This is a genomic window from Acinetobacter modestus (genome assembly GCF_014636095.1).
Classification (GTDB): Bacteria; Pseudomonadota; Gammaproteobacteria; order Pseudomonadales; family Moraxellaceae; genus Acinetobacter; species Acinetobacter modestus.
Genome location: NZ_BMDV01000003.1, coordinates 53,485 through 68,706, shown reverse-complemented (window position 1 = coordinate 68,706; position 15,222 = coordinate 53,485). Strand labels below are relative to the sequence as shown.

Genomic DNA, 15,222 nt, shown 5'->3' with positions numbered 1-15,222 from the left:
TAAAAAAGCCATTCACAGAGAATGGCTTTTTTATGCTTGCAACTTACATCATTTTCGTTGCAAGTGCAGCAATACGTTGATAACCCGTCGGGAATAGACGTTGGAAAGAATCCACAATACGAGCATCTGTTCCAATTAACAAACGGCGTTTATCTTTCAACACCGCATTTAAGATTTGACGTGCAGCTTCTTCTGGTGGTGTACGCAAGAATTTATCAAACTGCTTAATCGATTTATTTGGATCCATGCCCAAGCTCTTTAAGCTGTCATTCATTTTGGCAGCTTTTGCGATATTGGTACGGATACCACCTGGGTGTACGCAAAGAGAACTTACGCCACTCTTTTCAATATCAAGTTCTTGACGTAATGATTCAGTAAAACCACGTACTGCAAATTTTGTTGCATTGTATGCAGATTGTGTTGGTTGCGAAGTTAAACCAAAAATACTTGAGATATTGATGATATGACCATCTTTGGTTTGCTTAATGAATGGTAAGAATTCTTTGGTGCCGTAAACCACACCCCAGAAGTTAATGCCTACGATCCACTCCAAATCTTCATAACTTGCGCCTTCAACAGTTGAGCCAAGTGCCACACCTGCGTTATTGAAAATCATATTCACTGAGCCATGATCTTGAACAGTTTCTTGCGCCCATTGCTTCACCGCTTCACGGTTTGAAACATCAAGAACTTTGGTCGTTACTGTGATTGGATTTTGTTTTACCAACTCAACAGTTTGCGCTAATCCTTTCTCATTGATATCACTCAATGACAAATGGCAACCTTGTTTAGCCAATAAAATTGCCAATTGTTGTCCAATCCCAGAACCTGCACCTGTGATCGCTGCGACTTTATTTTTAAAATTTTTCATTGCCTATCCTTTGTATTGCGAATGATATGCACACATTTGTCTTGATCATGTGCAGTTTAAGCTATAACCAATATAATTTTGACAATACGGGTTGTCAATATAGTACACTACAGCTTTAAGACAAATGGCAATAACCAACATATTGCTTGTCATATTAGGTCTATTTACATTTCATGACGTAAGATGTTTAGACACGATGAAATAAGTTTTACGAAATTTAGTTATTCTAAATTCGCAAGACCTGTTTAAAATGCAAATAAATCTTAGACATACGATTTAAAGACTTTTTAGGGAACGGTTTTTCCATGGCAACTGAAGATCTAGCGACACGCAAGAAAAATAATACCGAAGCGAAAGAGCGTCAGTTTAAAGGTCTCTCTTTAACTGAACGTAAAGAAGCTCGCCGCGAAAAGTTGATTGAAGCAGGCATTGCAACCTATGGTACACAGGGTTTTTTTTCGGTCACTGTCAAAGATGTCTGTAATGAGGCGAAGCTGACTGAGCGTTATTTTTATGAATCATTTAAGAAAAGTGAGGAACTTTTCCAAACGGTATTCTTAAAAATGATTGGCAAAATGCAAAATTGTTTAACCCAAGCCGTGCTCATGGCTGCACCTGAACCTAAGAATATGGTCACGGCAGGTTTATCCGCATTGTTGAGTGCGATTAAAGATGACCCTCGTATGGCACGAATTATTTATATCGATGCCATGTTGGTGCAAGATTTACATAATCAGGCGACGATTCAAGAAACCTTGACTCAATTCGACCGAATTATCCAAGCTTTCGTGATGATTACCATGCCGAATGCACCTCAAAGTGGTGAAGAAGTTTCATTAATGGCAACAGGTTTAAATGGTTATGTGACGCATATTATTATTCGTTGGGTTTCCGAAGGTTTTAAACAGCCCTTAGAAGATGTGTTATCTGCTTGTTGTGCTGTGTTTTTATCATTTATTGAAACCACCTCACAAAAAAATTAAAATCCTTTTACAGTTTTGTGACGAACACAATAAAAAGGTTTCAATGGTATTAACCAAATGAATTCATTTGTTTTATTTGCAAACAACTTGTCATCATTTGGTCACTACTCTGCCCTAGAATTGTCACAATTTATTGCTAAATTCGACTTTATTAACTCTTTTGCAATGATATTGTCATAATTAATCTTTGTAATAAGCCTGTCATAACAACAAAACGGTTCACCGTTACAGATTTTAAGGGTATTGCGCAGTGAAAGATGACTATATTTTAATTGTCGATGATGAGCTACCGATCCGCGAAATGATCCATACCTCTTTAGATATGGCAGGCTTCCAATGTTTACAAGCTGAGGATGCCAAACAAGCGCATCAGATTATCGTCGATCAGCGTCCTGCTCTTATTTTGCTGGATTGGATGCTACCAGGTGGTGTCAGTGGTGTAGATCTATGCCGTCGTCTCAAACGTGATGAAAACTTAGCGGAAATTCCTGTCATCATGCTGACAGCACGTGGTGAAGAAGACCATAAAGTGCAAGGGCTAGATGCTGGTGCAGATGATTACATGACCAAACCATTCTCTACACGTGAATTGGTTTCTCGTATCAAAGCTGTATTGCGTCGTGCAAATGCACTCAGTGGCGAAAAAGTCATTGATGCTAATGGCTTAATGCTCGATCCAGTTAGCCAGCGTGTGAGCTTTGGGAACAGTATTCTCGATATGGGTCCAACCGAATATCGTTTATTGGCTTTCTTTATGACACATCCTGAACGTGCATATACACGTGCACAATTACTGGATCAAGTTTGGGGCGGTAATGTTTATATCGAAGATCGTACCATTGATGTACATATCCGACGTTTACGCAAAGTCTTAGAACCTTTCGGCGTAGATCGTTTCGTACAAACAGTACGTGGCACAGGCTATCGTTTTTCTACACGAGCTGATTTAGCAGCAGGTTAAAATCCTTTATGTATGAACCTTATCCCGTCCCTGAATTGGCACGTGAACATCAACGTTTCCGTCACAGCAATTTATGGACGTTTGCAAAACAAGATCTAAGACTGCTACTTTTTTTCTTATTGATTGCGAGCTTAATTGGATTTGGGGTTGGATACTTTTGGAGCTGTATTTTTGTCGCGTTTGTCGTTTTTTTTATACTCCAACTCCGCTCACTGTATTTAGTCAATGAGTGGATCTCAAATCGTCCCTATGATGTTCCCCCAAATCTAAGCGGTATTTGGGGTGCATTATTATTTAATGTCTATCGAGCGCAGCGACAAGAACGTATCGTTCAAGCCGAAATGGTAGGTTTGATTGATCGTGCACAATCATCTCTGGTTGCATTGGCTGAAGCTGTCGTTTTGATTGATGACCAACATCAGATTGAATGGTGGAATCCTGCTGCCGAGAAGTTATTGGGCATCAATCCTTTGGATCGCGGACGTAATTTACTGGCTATTTTGCGTCAACCCAGCTTTATTGAATATTTTAATCATATCGATCAAGCACCTGATGGTATCCGTTTACAGGCTCAAATGGACGAAGACCGATATGTGCAAGTGAAGTTGACTCGTTTTGGTGGCGAAAGCCGCTTATTGGTGGCATATGACACCACTCGCGTACATAATCTTGAACAAATGCGTAAAGACTTCGTGGACAACATTTCTCATGAATTACGTACACCGCTCACCGTATTGAGTGGTTATATCGAAACATTTATCGATCAAGATGACATTACTCCTCGCTGGAAACGCGCTTTCACTCAAATGCAATCACAAACCAAACGTATGAATGCATTGGTGAATGATTTATTGCTTTTATCCAATTTAGAAAACAATAAAAAAGTCGCAAAAAATCAAATTATTGACATGGCAAATTTGATGAATCAATTATTTGATGATGCGCGTGCTTATAATCTCGATTATGGTCATACTTTAAATTTAGATATCGACAGTCATTGTGATTTAATCGGCTCTGATATGGAAATTGCCAGTGCGTTTAGTAATTTAATCACCAATGCAATTAAATACACGCCGAAAGGCGGCATTATTACGATTGGCTGGCATGAAGATGGTGATCACGCTTACTTTACCGTACAAGACAATGGGATTGGCATTAATCCAAAACATCTACCCCGTTTAACTGAGCGTTTTTATCGTGTTGACAGCGCACGTAGCCGTCAGACAGGGGGAACCGGTTTAGGCTTAGCAATTGTCAAACATGTGTTAATGCAACATGGTGCCCATTTAGAAATTAGCTCCAAAGAAAACGAAGGCTCAACCTTTACCGCTGTCTTTCCCAAAGAACGTTTGTATCGTATAGGTTAAAATAGAGGGAGCTAAAATTGCTCCCTAAATATTTGATATTACAATTTAATTACAATAATAATATAATAATATTTTGATTAATTTCACTGCTCACACATTCCTCTTTAGACGTAATATATTTTATGAATTCTCATTTCTTTCGTAGTTTCGCCTTTCTCCTAGGCTTAAGTAGTTCATTTTCAGCGATCGCAATGCCCACTGATCCATTGATCGGCACTTGGAAAGTGGTAGACGAACGGAGTGGTTCTTATCTATCTGATATTGTGATCAGACGTAATTCTAAAACTGAACAATACAGTGCTGTCATTGTGAAAATGTACCCTCAAGGTAAAGAGGCGATTCCTACACTATGCACCCCTTGTACTGGTGCTTTAAAAAATCAGCCGGTTATTGGTATGGAAGTACTGAGTAATCTTAAAATGCTGAATATAAATGAAGAATTTGGACAAGGTGTATGGATAAATCCTTATGATGGATATAAATATAGTTTGAATGCGCGTTTAAGCAAAACAGGTAAAATGCTCACGATAAATGCTAAAAACCCGAATAATAATACGTTTAGAAATATGACGTGGATTCGTCTCTAAATTAGAAATCTCCCTTTCAAAATTAGATTAAAAATCCATCAAAAAGAGCGTATATAAATACGCTCTTTTCTCAAATAATTCTGTGATTTTGAGATAAATAACACATAGATAAAAATACATTTCAAATGAAGGAATGACTTAAACAGATACAGTTTTCGACTCCACCAAATGACTGGGTAAACCAAAAATATGGTCGAAAACATAATTATAAACAAAGGTATAACAAGGTATCAGAACCATCAGGCTGAAATCTAACAAAAATGCTTTTATTAAACTGATCTGCATCCACCATGCAATCAGTGGAATCAAAATCATCACTAAAACAATCTGAAAGCCGATGGCATGTACTACCCGTCTCATTACTGTGCGTTTTTTGGAGATCTGCTTTTTTTCCCACATCTCAAATACATGGTTATAAAAGTAATTGATCGTCACTGCGATCACAGCAATCAAGATCGACAAAGGTCCTGTATGACTTATGCTTGTATCCGAAAGTACAGCCAGCACCATCGCGCAGATGAAAAAGCTAAAAACTTCATAGAAAAATACGTAGGTGACTCTTCTCTTGGTTCCTTGCATGACCACACCTTAAAATCAATAATGAGTGGATTTTACGCTTTCAATTTGATAAAAAAAGTCAATCGTCATCAGATTTACTGACAAGGAAATTGTCATGAAGCTCAGCAGTGATCAGTTAGAGTTGATTCTTGAAATCATTGATCGTGGTAATTTTTCCGCAGCAGCACGTGCCTTGAATCGAGTGCCCTCAGCTGTCAGCATGGCGATAGCGAACCTCGAAGCTGAATTGAATTTAAAATTATTTGAGCGCAGTAAAAATCATCTCGCCCCTACCGAAGTCGCTCTTTCAATTGAACCGCATGCTCGATTGATTGTCACCAAAATGCGCCAACTTGAAATGCATTTAAGCGAGCTTTCGATGGGACTCGAAACTGATATTTCGATTGGGGTTGCGGCAGACGTTAACCAAAAATTTTTATTAGCGGGAATTGAACAACTGATTCAACGTTATCCACTACTCAATATTGAAATGGTTTCAGCGCCTCAACAAGAATTAAAAGAGCGCCTAGAAAAAAATGAAATTGACTTATATGTTGCATATAGTTCTTCAAGTATTGATACCAACCAACGTTTTCGATTATTAGCGATGGAAAAGTTTGTAGCAGCCATTTCACCCCTCAATGCACAGAAATTGAAAGAACAACAGCGCAATGAACTCACTACGCTGTCTGAATTAAGGCAAATTATTGTCGCGAGTAAACATTATGCTTTACCCGATCCACGCATTCTGGTTTCTGAAACCTATTGGACGACTGATAATTTGTCGATGGCAATTCAGATGGTCGAACAAGGATTAGGTTGGGGAAATTTTCCCCTTTCTGTTGTGAAAGAGCATTTTAACCAGCAAAGTTTAACTCGTTTAGCATTTAGTGATACGACTAATGGGTTAGATATGCCGATTCATGCGATTTGGCCAAGCTACAAACCGCTCAGCCAATCTCTGCAATTTCTTATTGAGTTTTGGGCAAAACAAATTCAAATCGAATAAAAAAGCCCGACATCCTGTCGAGCTTTTTTCATATTCCTTTCACTAGGTACAACTCCTGTCATACCTCACATCCTGATGCACAAACTTATCATTCTTGTTTTATGTTTTAGAACTTCCTGTTCTTCATGTGTTCATATTAGACAATTCAATTAAAGCTGCAAATGGGATATTCACCTTAATCACTGTAAGAAAAAGCGTACATGATTAAATCTTAGATCCATTTATCAAATAGATTAAATCTAAGCTTTAACTTAAATGAATGCTGTCAATCACCCAATAAATTCATATGATCTATTGAATTCGTCATTCCCATATAAGCATCATAGCTTTGAGCGAGCAGACAAATGATAACAAAAGCGATCAATATTAATATTTTCTTTGTCATAGTCATCTTCAGTTACTCAAATAAAGAATCTATAAAAAAGGTATAAGATTTTTACCATCTAATCTAATATAGAAAAAACAAGCAATGATCTAATTTTGAGATATGTGGACATTAAAACAATTCAATTATCTAATCACGATCGTTGAAACTGGTGGCTTTATCGCAGCGTCAGAAAAGCTTTTTATTGCCCAATCAGCTCTCAGCAGGCAAATTAAAAATTTAGAAGAAGAACTGGGCTTTGAAATTTTTGATCGCTCAGAGAAAAAAATAAGGCTCACCCCTGCAGGTGAAGCACTATATAAAAGTTTAAAGACCAACCTTGATCATTTAAAAAGCTCGATTGTGAGTGCTCAAAGTATTAGTCGCGGTGAAGGGAGAATTATTAAAATCGCACATTCTAGTAGTATTGTGCTTGATCAAAATAAGCTCGAAATCTTTGAGCAGTTGTGTGATACACATTTGATTGATATTGAAATGAATACTTTATCATCTGAACTACAGCTCGAATATTTATTAAATGGCAGCATTGATTTGGGCTTTATTCGCCCGCCGATTTATCACAATCTAAATGATGTAAATTCAATCAGTTTATACACTGCACCCCTATATGTGGCTACTCATAGCTCAGACTCCTTTTTCTACGAAAAAGAGAGTGTGACGATTCGTGAGTTAGCACAACTTAATTTTGTTTCTGTGCCTCATAAAGGGCGTGGTGGGCTAAGTTATCTGGCTGCTAATTTATGTTTGGTTAATGGTTTTACTCCCAAAAGAACAAGAATCTATTCGAGAAAAAGGTCTCAACTGGAATTAGTCGCCAATGACTTTGGCATTTGTATCGTACCTGAGGAATTTAAAGTGATTCTTCCAAATAATGTCAGACTGATTCCTATTCATGATGAAAATGCATTAAGTGAAGTTAGATTAATCTGGAAAAAGAATGAAGACCCAATCATTAACAGTTGCGCAGATGCTATTCATGCTTATTACAATGCTAAGCAGATGAACTTTTAAGAACTTACTGAGTTTCAGATCAAATGAAAAAGCCCGACATCCTGTCGGGCTTTTTCGTATTTCGCACTTTAGGTATAACTCCTGTCCTACCTCACGTCCTGATGCTCAAACTTATCATTCTTGTTTTATGTTTTGGAACTTCCTGTTCCCGATGAGTTGATATTAGGTGATTTGGATCGGTACGAATATGGGTCATTGACTGGAATTGCTGTAAGAAAAAGCGTACAGGGTTAGTTTTATGCTTGGCAAGAAATATCAGAATTACTTAAAAAGCAGCCAATATGTGTCGAAGTCGGTTTTTTAGTGTTTTTAGGGTGCAGAAAAATTTAAGTTTTTTGATTTTAAATATTTTTTAAATGTGGTTTCGCATAATGACCATTATGTTAAATCACTCTAATTTTTCATCTTAATAAAGTATTATTAATAAAATAACGAATTAAATATAACTTTGATTTGAAGGCATAAAATGAAATTTTTCAAATTTGTATCTGTTGTTCTAGGACTAATCTTCTCTATGGAAACTTTGGCGAATCCAAAATTTTCAAATGATTTATTAAGAAAAGCTGAAAATGGTGATGTGCTAGCACAATATAACTTGGGCTGGGTATATCAAAATAGCCAAGATGTTATACAAAATTATGAAAAAGCATTTGAATGGTATAGCAAGGCGGCTAATCAAGGTAATGCTCAAGCACAGTATAATCTTGGATCGCTATATCAGAATGGTCAAGGTGTAGAAAAAGATGACAAAAAGGCATTTGAGTGGTACAGAAAAGCCGCTAGTAATGGGCATTCACAAGCAAAATTGGTGCTTTCAGGACTGTAATAATTTTTAACTTTATCTAAAATTAACAGAATACGCCTTATACGAAATACGTAAAAAAGCCCCTATCTAGGGGCTTTTTAAAATTTTATTAATTAAACCGAATGGCCTAAACGCTCACCCATCACCACAGTCGAGTTCGCTTTAAACTGCTCTTCCCACACCATTTTATCTTTTTCAAATAAGACCACAGCAGTAGAACCTAAATAGAAACGACCTAACTCGGCCCCTTTATCTAACTGCATTTGGTGATGTTGTAATTCAACACGACCTGTTGGTTTTACTTTACCTGTCGCAACAGTTTCAATACCCGCCACAATCATTGCACCGACCAAAACCACTGCCATACGACCAAGCTCAGTATCAAACAAACACACCATGCGCTCATTACGTGCAAACAAACCTGGTACATTTTCAGCTGTAGTTTGATTGACTGAGAACAACTCACCTGGAATATATAACGTTTCGGTCAACGTGCCAGCCAATGGCATATGTACACGATGATAATCTTTCGGTGACAAATAAACTGTTGCAAACTGACCATCAATAAATGGTTTTGCCAGTTGTGGATCGCCAATTAATTTCTCAACAGAAAAACTTTGACCTTTGGCTTGAAAAATATCACCTGCTTCAATTTTACCCAACTGTGAAATCGCACCATCCGCAGGGCAAACAATACTATCCGCTTGTTCATCTACACCACGTACACCTTGTTTTAATGCACGAGTGAAAAATTCATTAAATGATTTATATTGATTCGGATTAGTTTGTTCGGCAATGCTCATATCAATGCCATATTTTGCTTTGAATGCTTGAATCACAGCAGTTTTCACCAAAACATTTTCACTTGCGGCAACTTTACCAATGACACGGCTCAGTTGATGTTGCGGTACTAAATTTTGTGCTTTGATAAAAAGTTGTTTTTTTAAATCTGCTGAAAAACTCAAGACGGTGACTCCCCTGAAATAATAGGACTATCGAGGCGATTGCCCCATTCACTCCACGCACCATCGTAGGCTCTGACTTGCCAATTGAGCAATCTTGCCAATATATACGCCAAACCCGAACGATGATGTGACTGACAATACACCACCACAGGTTGTTGTAAATTAAAGCCTAATTGTTCTAAACGTTGTTGAGTGCGTTCAAGCGGGTGTAATTTTAGATGATTTTCACGGTTTAGGGCAGTACTCCATTCAAAATGCAATGCATTTGGGATGTGACCACCGCGTCGCGCAGCTAAACGTAGTCCAGTATATTCTTCATGAGTGCGACAATCCCAGAGCTGAATATTTTGTTCTTGAACCTGCTGAAGTAATTCATTGTATTCAACTCTATACTGTTGCACGCTATTCAAATTAACTTGCACAAGCTCATTCACAGGGGTGACTTTATCTATATCGGCTGTGGTTGGTAAGCCTGCCCCCAACCAAGCATGAATCCCTCCATTAATCAAACTGGTGCGGTTAAAACCAAGACAATGTAAATTCCAGATTAAACGCCCTGCCCACGCACCACCTTCATCGTCATAAACGACAATATGATGTTGAGATGAAATATTTAATTTTTCGACGAGAGCTTGTAAACCTGCTAAATCAGGTAATACCCCATTCGCCTGTTCATGCTGTGCAACCAAGAATTTAGGCTGTAAATGAATGGCATGAGGAATATGCAATTGTTCATAAACCGATGCTCGGCTTAAATCAACGACACGAATCAGCTCATGTCCTAAATAAGGTACAAGTTCTTCAGGCTCAATCAGTAAACCCAGTTTAAAATCTACATCAGTCATTTTTATGCTATTTTCTATCCGCATTGAATCAATTTTAACATAGCCGACTTTTTATCTTTGTCTGATTTTTTGCATTCAATTAGCAGAAAAGTAGATATACTGTCTGACGAATATCCATAATGCTTTTGAGATTTAATATAACCTATCCATTAAATTGGATACTCGAAAACGTCATCCACAACCTGCGAAATATCTACAAGATATTGTTTCTGCGAAATATAAAAATAGAAGAAGGAAGTGAACAGGTTTTGTGGATGACAATGGTTTTGCCTACTTTTCCCGAAAGAAAAGTAGGTCGAACCGAAGGTCGAACCTAATATTTAAAAAATGCCCAGTAAGACACCGCCATCACCACCATCCTATCAACTTGTTTGCTTAGACACTAACTTTGTTCTGTTCAATCTCAAACACCTGTCTTAAATATGCAAGGAAAGTTTCATTGTCTGTCATGGTTTTGCCCGAACTATCGGAAATTTTGGCCACCGATTGACCATTACACTCAACTAACTTCAATACAATATTTAAAGGCTTTTGCCCCATATCATTGGTCAGATTTGTCCCAATGCCAAAACTGACTTGAAAACGATCTTTAAAATGTTGATGCAATAGCCATGCTTTTTCTAAATTTAGACCATCACTAAAGGTCAGCATTTTGGTTTTGGTATCAATTTTTAATTTGCGGTAGTGCGCATACGCTTTATCCCCCCATTCGTAGGGATCACCACTGTCATGACGTAAGCCATCAAAGAGTTTGGCAAAGTACAAATCAAAATCACGTAGAAAAGCATCCATCCCGACTACATCGGTCAAAGCAATGCCTAAATCACCACGATATTCTTGCACCCATGCTTCTAGAGCCGCTTTTTGAAAATTACGTAATCGGACATCTAAAGCTTGAAACGCTTGTAAAAACTCATGTGCCATCGTGCCGATTGGGCTAATACCCAGCTCTTTAGCAAGTAGAACATTACTGGTTCCACGAAACACTTTTGGTGCAACCGCATGAAAGGCTTGTACCACATGTTTTTGCCATTCAAAACTATAACGACGGCGTGTGCCAAAATCCGAAACTAAAAATGGTGGATCACTCTCTTTTTGTTCTTTAGCATATTGTTCTAACTGAAGTAATTTCTGTTGTAAGCGACGTTCACCTTCCGCCAATACTTCTTCGCTACGGATACGGCGGAAATACAACTCATTAACGATCGCCAATACAAAAATCTCAAACATCATGGCCTGAACCATTGGCCCTTCAATCCGAATATCTAACCGACCCGATTCATCAATACTGGCTTGGATAAAACGTCTTTTTAGCTGGAATAATTCAAGGTAATCAACAAAATCACTTTTAATGAAACGTAAAGAACGAAGATATTGCAACTCATCTTCAGCAAAACGCAATTCACAGAGTAAATCAAGCTGATGATTCAGATCTTCTAGAATCTCAACCAAAGGATAAACCGTATCTTCTAAGTTTCGACAGCGAAATAAATACACGCTATGCGTCTGTGGAAATTGATGCAGCACCACTTGTAGCATGGTGAATTTATATAAGTCAGTGTCGAGTAAAGATCGAATAATGGCAGACATAGCGGATGGTTATAACCGATTCTTTTGCATAATAGCTATTGTTATACAATCAATTGACTCATATTGAATAGTAGACTTTTGCTGCACAACTCATTTTTATATGCGGTGTCTGTTACACTGCCTCACTCTATTTCACCTATTTTTTAATCTTATGCGCGCATTAATTCAACGAGTTCTAGAAGCGAAAGTCGTGGTTGAGGGTCAAACCACTGGCGAAATTCAGCATGGCTTACTCGTATTCTTAGGTCTAGGTAAAAGCGATACTTTAGAGCAAGGACAAAAGCTCATTGATAAGATTTTAAAATATCGAATATTTGATGATGAACAAGGCAAAATGGGGTGGAATCTAAGCCAAGCTCAAGGGGGACTTTTATTGGTCTCACAATTTACTTTGATGGCGCAAACACAAAAAGGCTTACGTCCTGACTTTGGACCTGCCATGCCGCCAGCCGAAGCGAAAGCTTTGTATGAGCAATTGGTTGAGTATGCGCGTCAACAATTTACTCATGTCCAAACAGGTATTTTTGCTGCTGATATGAAAGTCCATTTAATTAATGACGGACCTGTGACTTTTAATTTAGAAATTGAATAAATGAGACATAAAAAAACTCCCTTTTAGGGAGTTTTTTTCAGGTTGGTTTATTTACCTGTTTTTTCTTTAATAAATGCACGTGCTTGGCGAATTTTTTCTTTTACTGGTTTTGGCACTTTCGGTGGAATCAATTTAGCTGCTTGGTTAAACCAAACTAACAAGCTGAAGTCACCTTCCATTTTAATGCTGCCATCTTGCATACCTGTCATGAATGCAGTTGGATCACCCTTCACCAAAGTTTTTACACCTTGCTCACTTGAAGCAAATTGCAAAATAAAATCAGCTTTTTCAGGACTACCCGCAACCGTATCAATTTTGCCACGATTAACAATAATCTGGCGTGCCAAACCTAAATCTGTACCAATTTGAATACGAAATTCACGGTCATGAACCAATTCAATAAACTTCGGGCTCGTACGTGCCAATTGCTTCATACGTAACGCCAAACCTGCCACTAATAGATCAAGTGGGTCAGTGCTTACATCAACGATCGGTAACTGAATCACAGGTAAAGAAGAAAGCTTCATGACATTTATGCCTACAGTATAATGATGAAAATTAAGACAACCGTATCCTAGCACAATTGTCGATATGTCTGTAAAAGCTTTGTTGCAGAAAGTTAGCACAAAAAAGGCATGCTGAGCATGCCTTTGATGTAGTTCAAATTATTATAAATTATCGGCTAGAACATTGTTGTTGGTCATCCTTGTAGACTGGCGTATGTTCAATATACTGACGTTTCGCCAATTGCTTTTGTGTTTGTTTGTCTTCACGTAAAAGTATGAATGTAACCGTTACCATCGCAAGGCTCAGGGCTGTCAAATAACTATAGGCGACCGACATTTCGAACATGGTTTGCATACCAAAGCGCACCACTTCTAATAGTCCCCAACTCAACATACCCGCTAGCATAAAGCCTAACCAACGACGATAAGGAGAAAAGAAAACAGCAATAACTGCGACAGCGATTAAGCCAAATCCAACCCACATGGTGAAATTCGCTGCTTCCATAGAAACCTCCGTCTTTAAAAGGTGGTTTGGATCGTGTCCAAACCTCATATTTGTTCTGTAATCTCTAAACAGTATTCGGTGTTGCATTAACGTCTTTATGCATTATGGAGGGTTTTTTATAGAAAAAAAGAGCTTGAAATTAACCATACGACACAAGGTGTCGCAATATGCTTTTGTCATTACATTTTTTTAAATTACAAAAGTCTCAAAGTGCTATATAGCATCAATTGCGGCGTGTCATTACAAAAAAATATCGCTCTTTTTAATCATTCAGAAACTTTTTTCAGAATTTTTTTATCGTTGTTTTTCTATACATTTAGACATAAATATGACGAATTAATGACGCTTGTAGAATAAATAAAACCGCTTCGAAAGCGGCTTTATTTACGTCTAAGAACTCGCGTGTTAAGCACGATTTAAATCTTTATCATGCATACCCAATAAGTACAAAACGCCATCTAAACCTACACTCGAAATCGCTTGATTCGCATTTTGACGAACAAGTGGTTTAGCGCGGAACGCCACGCCTAAACCTGCGATTGATAGCATTGGTAGATCATTAGCACCATCACCAACAGCCATCGCCTGCTCTAATGAAATTCCCATTTTGTCTGCCAATTGACGCAATAATTCAGCCTTACGTGCGCCATCCACGATCGCACCTTTGACTTCACCTGTCACCAACCCGTCTTGTACATCTAAAATATTGGCATGTACCTCATCAATACCGAGCTTTGCTTGTAAATATTCAGCAAAATACTGAAAACCACCCGATAAGATTGCAGTTTTATACCCCAATGCTTTCAGTGTCGATATTAAACGTTCCGCCCCTTCCGTCACGGTTAAACGTTCTGCAATTTTAGGTAATACCGAAGCATCCAAGCCTTTTAACAATGCAACACGTGCACGAAAACTTTGTTGGAAATCGAGTTCACCTTGCATAGCACGCTCAGTAATTTCAGCGACCTGTTCACCGACACCTGCTTCTAGCGCCAATTCATCAATCACCTCTTGTTCAATCAGAGTTGAGTCCATATCGAAACAAACCAAACGCCGATTACGACGGTAAGCATTATCTTCTTGTACCGCCACATCAATATTCAGCTCACCTGACAAACTCAAACATGCAGCTCGCATCGCTTGTGCATCCAACATTTGTCCACTTAAGCCAAACTGAACACAGGCACGACGTGGAAATTGGCTTTCTGCATCGAGATCTAAACGACCAGATAAGCGTGTTACTGTTTCAATATTGAAGCCCTGACTCGATACAATTTTAGTGACTGCCTGCAAATGCGCAGCGGTAAGCTCAGGGGCAAGTGCCGTCACGATATAACGTGTACGCCCACCTTCACTCACCCATTGATCATATTCTGCGTTGGAGATTGGTTTAAATCGCACAGTTAAGCCAATATCATGTGCTAAAATCAAAATCTCTTTCATTGCTAATGCTGTTGCAGTCTCATTATCCGAAGCAACAACAATTCCTAAAGTGAGTTGATTATGGATAACAGCCTGACCCACATCGAGTATTTGCAAAGAATGCACGGAAAGTACCTGCATTAATCGAGTAAACTGATTCGGTTGATCTGGTCCTAAAAAGGATATAAGAATGATTTCACGCATGAATTGACTCGTGTTTGAGCGACAACTATTGTATGTAAGAATCATAACATAACCCA

At 38.3% G+C, this 15,222-nt stretch carries 16 protein-coding genes; 8 read left to right on the top strand and 8 right to left on the bottom strand.

The annotated features are described in order from the left end of the window. Nucleotides 1-43: 43 nt before the first annotated feature. Nucleotides 44-871 (bottom strand): SDR family NAD(P)-dependent oxidoreductase, encoded by an 828-nt coding sequence (locus IEV17_RS08455; protein WP_004659799.1) that lies wholly within the window; start codon nt 869-871, stop codon nt 44-46. Nucleotides 872-1,176: 305 nt separating this feature from the next. Here IEV17_RS08455 and IEV17_RS08450 point away from each other — a divergent pair, with 305 nt between their 5' ends. The 4 genes from IEV17_RS08450 (at nt 1,177) to IEV17_RS08435 (ending at nt 4,769) form a co-directional block, all read left to right on the top strand. Further along, on the top strand, nt 1,177-1,854 hold the full coding sequence (locus IEV17_RS08450) for a TetR/AcrR family transcriptional regulator (RefSeq protein WP_004659796.1): 678 nt from the start codon (nt 1,177-1,179) through the stop codon (nt 1,852-1,854). Nucleotides 1,855-2,104: 250 nt separating this feature from the next. Continuing rightward, complete coding sequence (gene phoB, locus IEV17_RS08445; RefSeq protein WP_004659793.1) at nt 2,105-2,815, top strand: phosphate regulon transcriptional regulator PhoB; 711 nt, start codon at nt 2,105-2,107, stop codon at nt 2,813-2,815. An 8-nt stretch (nt 2,816-2,823) separates the two neighbouring features. After that, entirely contained in the window at nt 2,824-4,182 is a 1,359-nt protein-coding gene (gene phoR / locus IEV17_RS08440; protein WP_004659791.1) for a phosphate regulon sensor histidine kinase PhoR, read from the top strand. 122 nt (nt 4,183-4,304) lie between these two features. Further along, nucleotides 4,305-4,769, top strand: a complete 465-nt coding sequence (locus tag IEV17_RS08435) for a DUF2147 domain-containing protein (protein WP_004659789.1) — start codon at nt 4,305-4,307, stop codon at nt 4,767-4,769. A gap of 138 nt (nt 4,770-4,907) precedes the next feature. On the opposite strand, the gene IEV17_RS08430 is transcribed toward IEV17_RS08435, so the two are convergent. After that, the gene (locus IEV17_RS08430) at nt 4,908-5,348 is read right to left on the bottom strand and encodes a PACE efflux transporter (protein ID WP_004659787.1); all 441 of its coding nucleotides are present in this window, start codon (nt 5,346-5,348) and stop codon (nt 4,908-4,910) included. A gap of 94 nt (nt 5,349-5,442) precedes the next feature. On the opposite strand from IEV17_RS08430, the gene IEV17_RS08425 reads away from it, so the two are divergent. The 3 genes from IEV17_RS08425 to IEV17_RS08415 all read left to right on the top strand — a co-directional run bounded on the left by IEV17_RS08425 (nt 5,443) and on the right by IEV17_RS08415 (nt 8,558). Continuing rightward, the gene (locus tag IEV17_RS08425; RefSeq protein WP_004659785.1) at nt 5,443-6,336 is read left to right on the top strand and encodes a LysR family transcriptional regulator; all 894 of its coding nucleotides are present in this window, start codon (nt 5,443-5,445) and stop codon (nt 6,334-6,336) included. 487 nt (nt 6,337-6,823) lie between these two features. Beyond that, nucleotides 6,824-7,732: a LysR family transcriptional regulator gene (locus IEV17_RS08420; RefSeq protein ID WP_004659782.1), complete on the top strand. Its 909-nt coding sequence runs from the start codon at nt 6,824-6,826 to the stop codon at nt 7,730-7,732. A 466-nt stretch (nt 7,733-8,198) separates the two neighbouring features. Further along, nucleotides 8,199-8,558, top strand: a complete 360-nt coding sequence (locus IEV17_RS08415) for a tetratricopeptide repeat protein (protein WP_004659781.1) — start codon at nt 8,199-8,201, stop codon at nt 8,556-8,558. Between the two features lie 92 nt (nt 8,559-8,650). On the opposite strand, the gene asd is transcribed toward IEV17_RS08415, so the two are convergent. The 3 genes from asd to pncB form a co-directional block, all read right to left on the bottom strand. Continuing rightward, nucleotides 8,651-9,502 carry an archaetidylserine decarboxylase gene (gene asd, locus IEV17_RS08410; RefSeq protein WP_004659779.1) on the bottom strand — a complete coding sequence of 284 codons (852 nt, stop codon included), beginning with the start codon at nt 9,500-9,502 and terminating at the stop codon, nt 8,651-8,653. After that, nucleotides 9,499-10,347 (bottom strand): sulfurtransferase, encoded by an 849-nt coding sequence (locus tag IEV17_RS08405; RefSeq protein ID WP_004659777.1) that lies wholly within the window; start codon nt 10,345-10,347, stop codon nt 9,499-9,501. Before IEV17_RS08405 ends, asd begins: the two co-directional genes overlap by 4 nt. Before the next feature lie 375 nt (nt 10,348-10,722). Next, nucleotides 10,723-11,937 carry a nicotinate phosphoribosyltransferase gene (gene pncB, locus IEV17_RS08400; protein WP_004659775.1) on the bottom strand — a complete coding sequence of 405 codons (1,215 nt, stop codon included), beginning with the start codon at nt 11,935-11,937 and terminating at the stop codon, nt 10,723-10,725. Nucleotides 11,938-12,088: 151 nt separating this feature from the next. Between pncB and dtd the strand changes: the two genes are divergently transcribed. Continuing rightward, the gene (gene dtd / locus IEV17_RS08395) at nt 12,089-12,529 is read left to right on the top strand and encodes a D-aminoacyl-tRNA deacylase (RefSeq protein WP_004659773.1); all 441 of its coding nucleotides are present in this window, start codon (nt 12,089-12,091) and stop codon (nt 12,527-12,529) included. A gap of 47 nt (nt 12,530-12,576) precedes the next feature. On the opposite strand, the gene IEV17_RS08390 is transcribed toward dtd, so the two are convergent. From IEV17_RS08390 to serB, 3 genes are all read right to left on the bottom strand, one after another. Next, entirely contained in the window at nt 12,577-13,056 is a 480-nt protein-coding gene (locus IEV17_RS08390) for a hypothetical protein (protein WP_004659770.1), read from the bottom strand. A 148-nt stretch (nt 13,057-13,204) separates the two neighbouring features. Continuing rightward, complete coding sequence (aciT, locus tag IEV17_RS08385) at nt 13,205-13,540, bottom strand: ciprofloxacin tolerance protein AciT (protein ID WP_004659768.1); 336 nt, start codon at nt 13,538-13,540, stop codon at nt 13,205-13,207. 405 nt (nt 13,541-13,945) lie between these two features. Beyond that, a complete protein-coding gene (serB, locus tag IEV17_RS08380) occupies nt 13,946-15,166 on the bottom strand; it encodes a phosphoserine phosphatase SerB (protein ID WP_004659767.1) in 1,221 nt (406 codons plus the stop codon). Nucleotides 15,167-15,222: the final 56 nt, after the last annotated feature.

What these genes read in the sequence shown, in the direction of transcription:
- IEV17_RS08455 (WP_004659799.1), bottom strand. Translation starts at nt 871, where the DNA reads ATGAAAAATTTTAAAAATAAAGTCGCAGCGATCACAGGTGCAGGTTCT.
- IEV17_RS08450 (WP_004659796.1), top strand. Translation starts at nt 1,177, where the DNA reads ATGGCAACTGAAGATCTAGCGACACGCAAGAAAAATAATACCGAAGCG.
- phoR (WP_004659791.1), top strand. Translation starts at nt 2,824, where the DNA reads ATGTATGAACCTTATCCCGTCCCTGAATTGGCACGTGAACATCAACGT.
- IEV17_RS08435 (WP_004659789.1), top strand. Translation starts at nt 4,305, where the DNA reads ATGAATTCTCATTTCTTTCGTAGTTTCGCCTTTCTCCTAGGCTTAAGT.
- IEV17_RS08430 (WP_004659787.1), bottom strand. Translation starts at nt 5,348, where the DNA reads ATGCAAGGAACCAAGAGAAGAGTCACCTACGTATTTTTCTATGAAGTT.
- IEV17_RS08425 (WP_004659785.1), top strand. Translation starts at nt 5,443, where the DNA reads ATGAAGCTCAGCAGTGATCAGTTAGAGTTGATTCTTGAAATCATTGAT.
- IEV17_RS08420 (WP_004659782.1), top strand. Translation starts at nt 6,824, where the DNA reads ATGTGGACATTAAAACAATTCAATTATCTAATCACGATCGTTGAAACT.
- IEV17_RS08415 (WP_004659781.1), top strand. Translation starts at nt 8,199, where the DNA reads ATGAAATTTTTCAAATTTGTATCTGTTGTTCTAGGACTAATCTTCTCT.
- IEV17_RS08405 (WP_004659777.1), bottom strand. Translation starts at nt 10,347, where the DNA reads ATGACTGATGTAGATTTTAAACTGGGTTTACTGATTGAGCCTGAAGAA.
- pncB (WP_004659775.1), bottom strand. Translation starts at nt 11,937, where the DNA reads ATGTCTGCCATTATTCGATCTTTACTCGACACTGACTTATATAAATTC.
- dtd (WP_004659773.1), top strand. Translation starts at nt 12,089, where the DNA reads ATGCGCGCATTAATTCAACGAGTTCTAGAAGCGAAAGTCGTGGTTGAG.
- IEV17_RS08390 (WP_004659770.1), bottom strand. Translation starts at nt 13,056, where the DNA reads ATGAAGCTTTCTTCTTTACCTGTGATTCAGTTACCGATCGTTGATGTA.
- aciT (WP_004659768.1), bottom strand. Translation starts at nt 13,540, where the DNA reads ATGGAAGCAGCGAATTTCACCATGTGGGTTGGATTTGGCTTAATCGCT.
- serB (WP_004659767.1), bottom strand. Translation starts at nt 15,166, where the DNA reads ATGCGTGAAATCATTCTTATATCCTTTTTAGGACCAGATCAACCGAAT.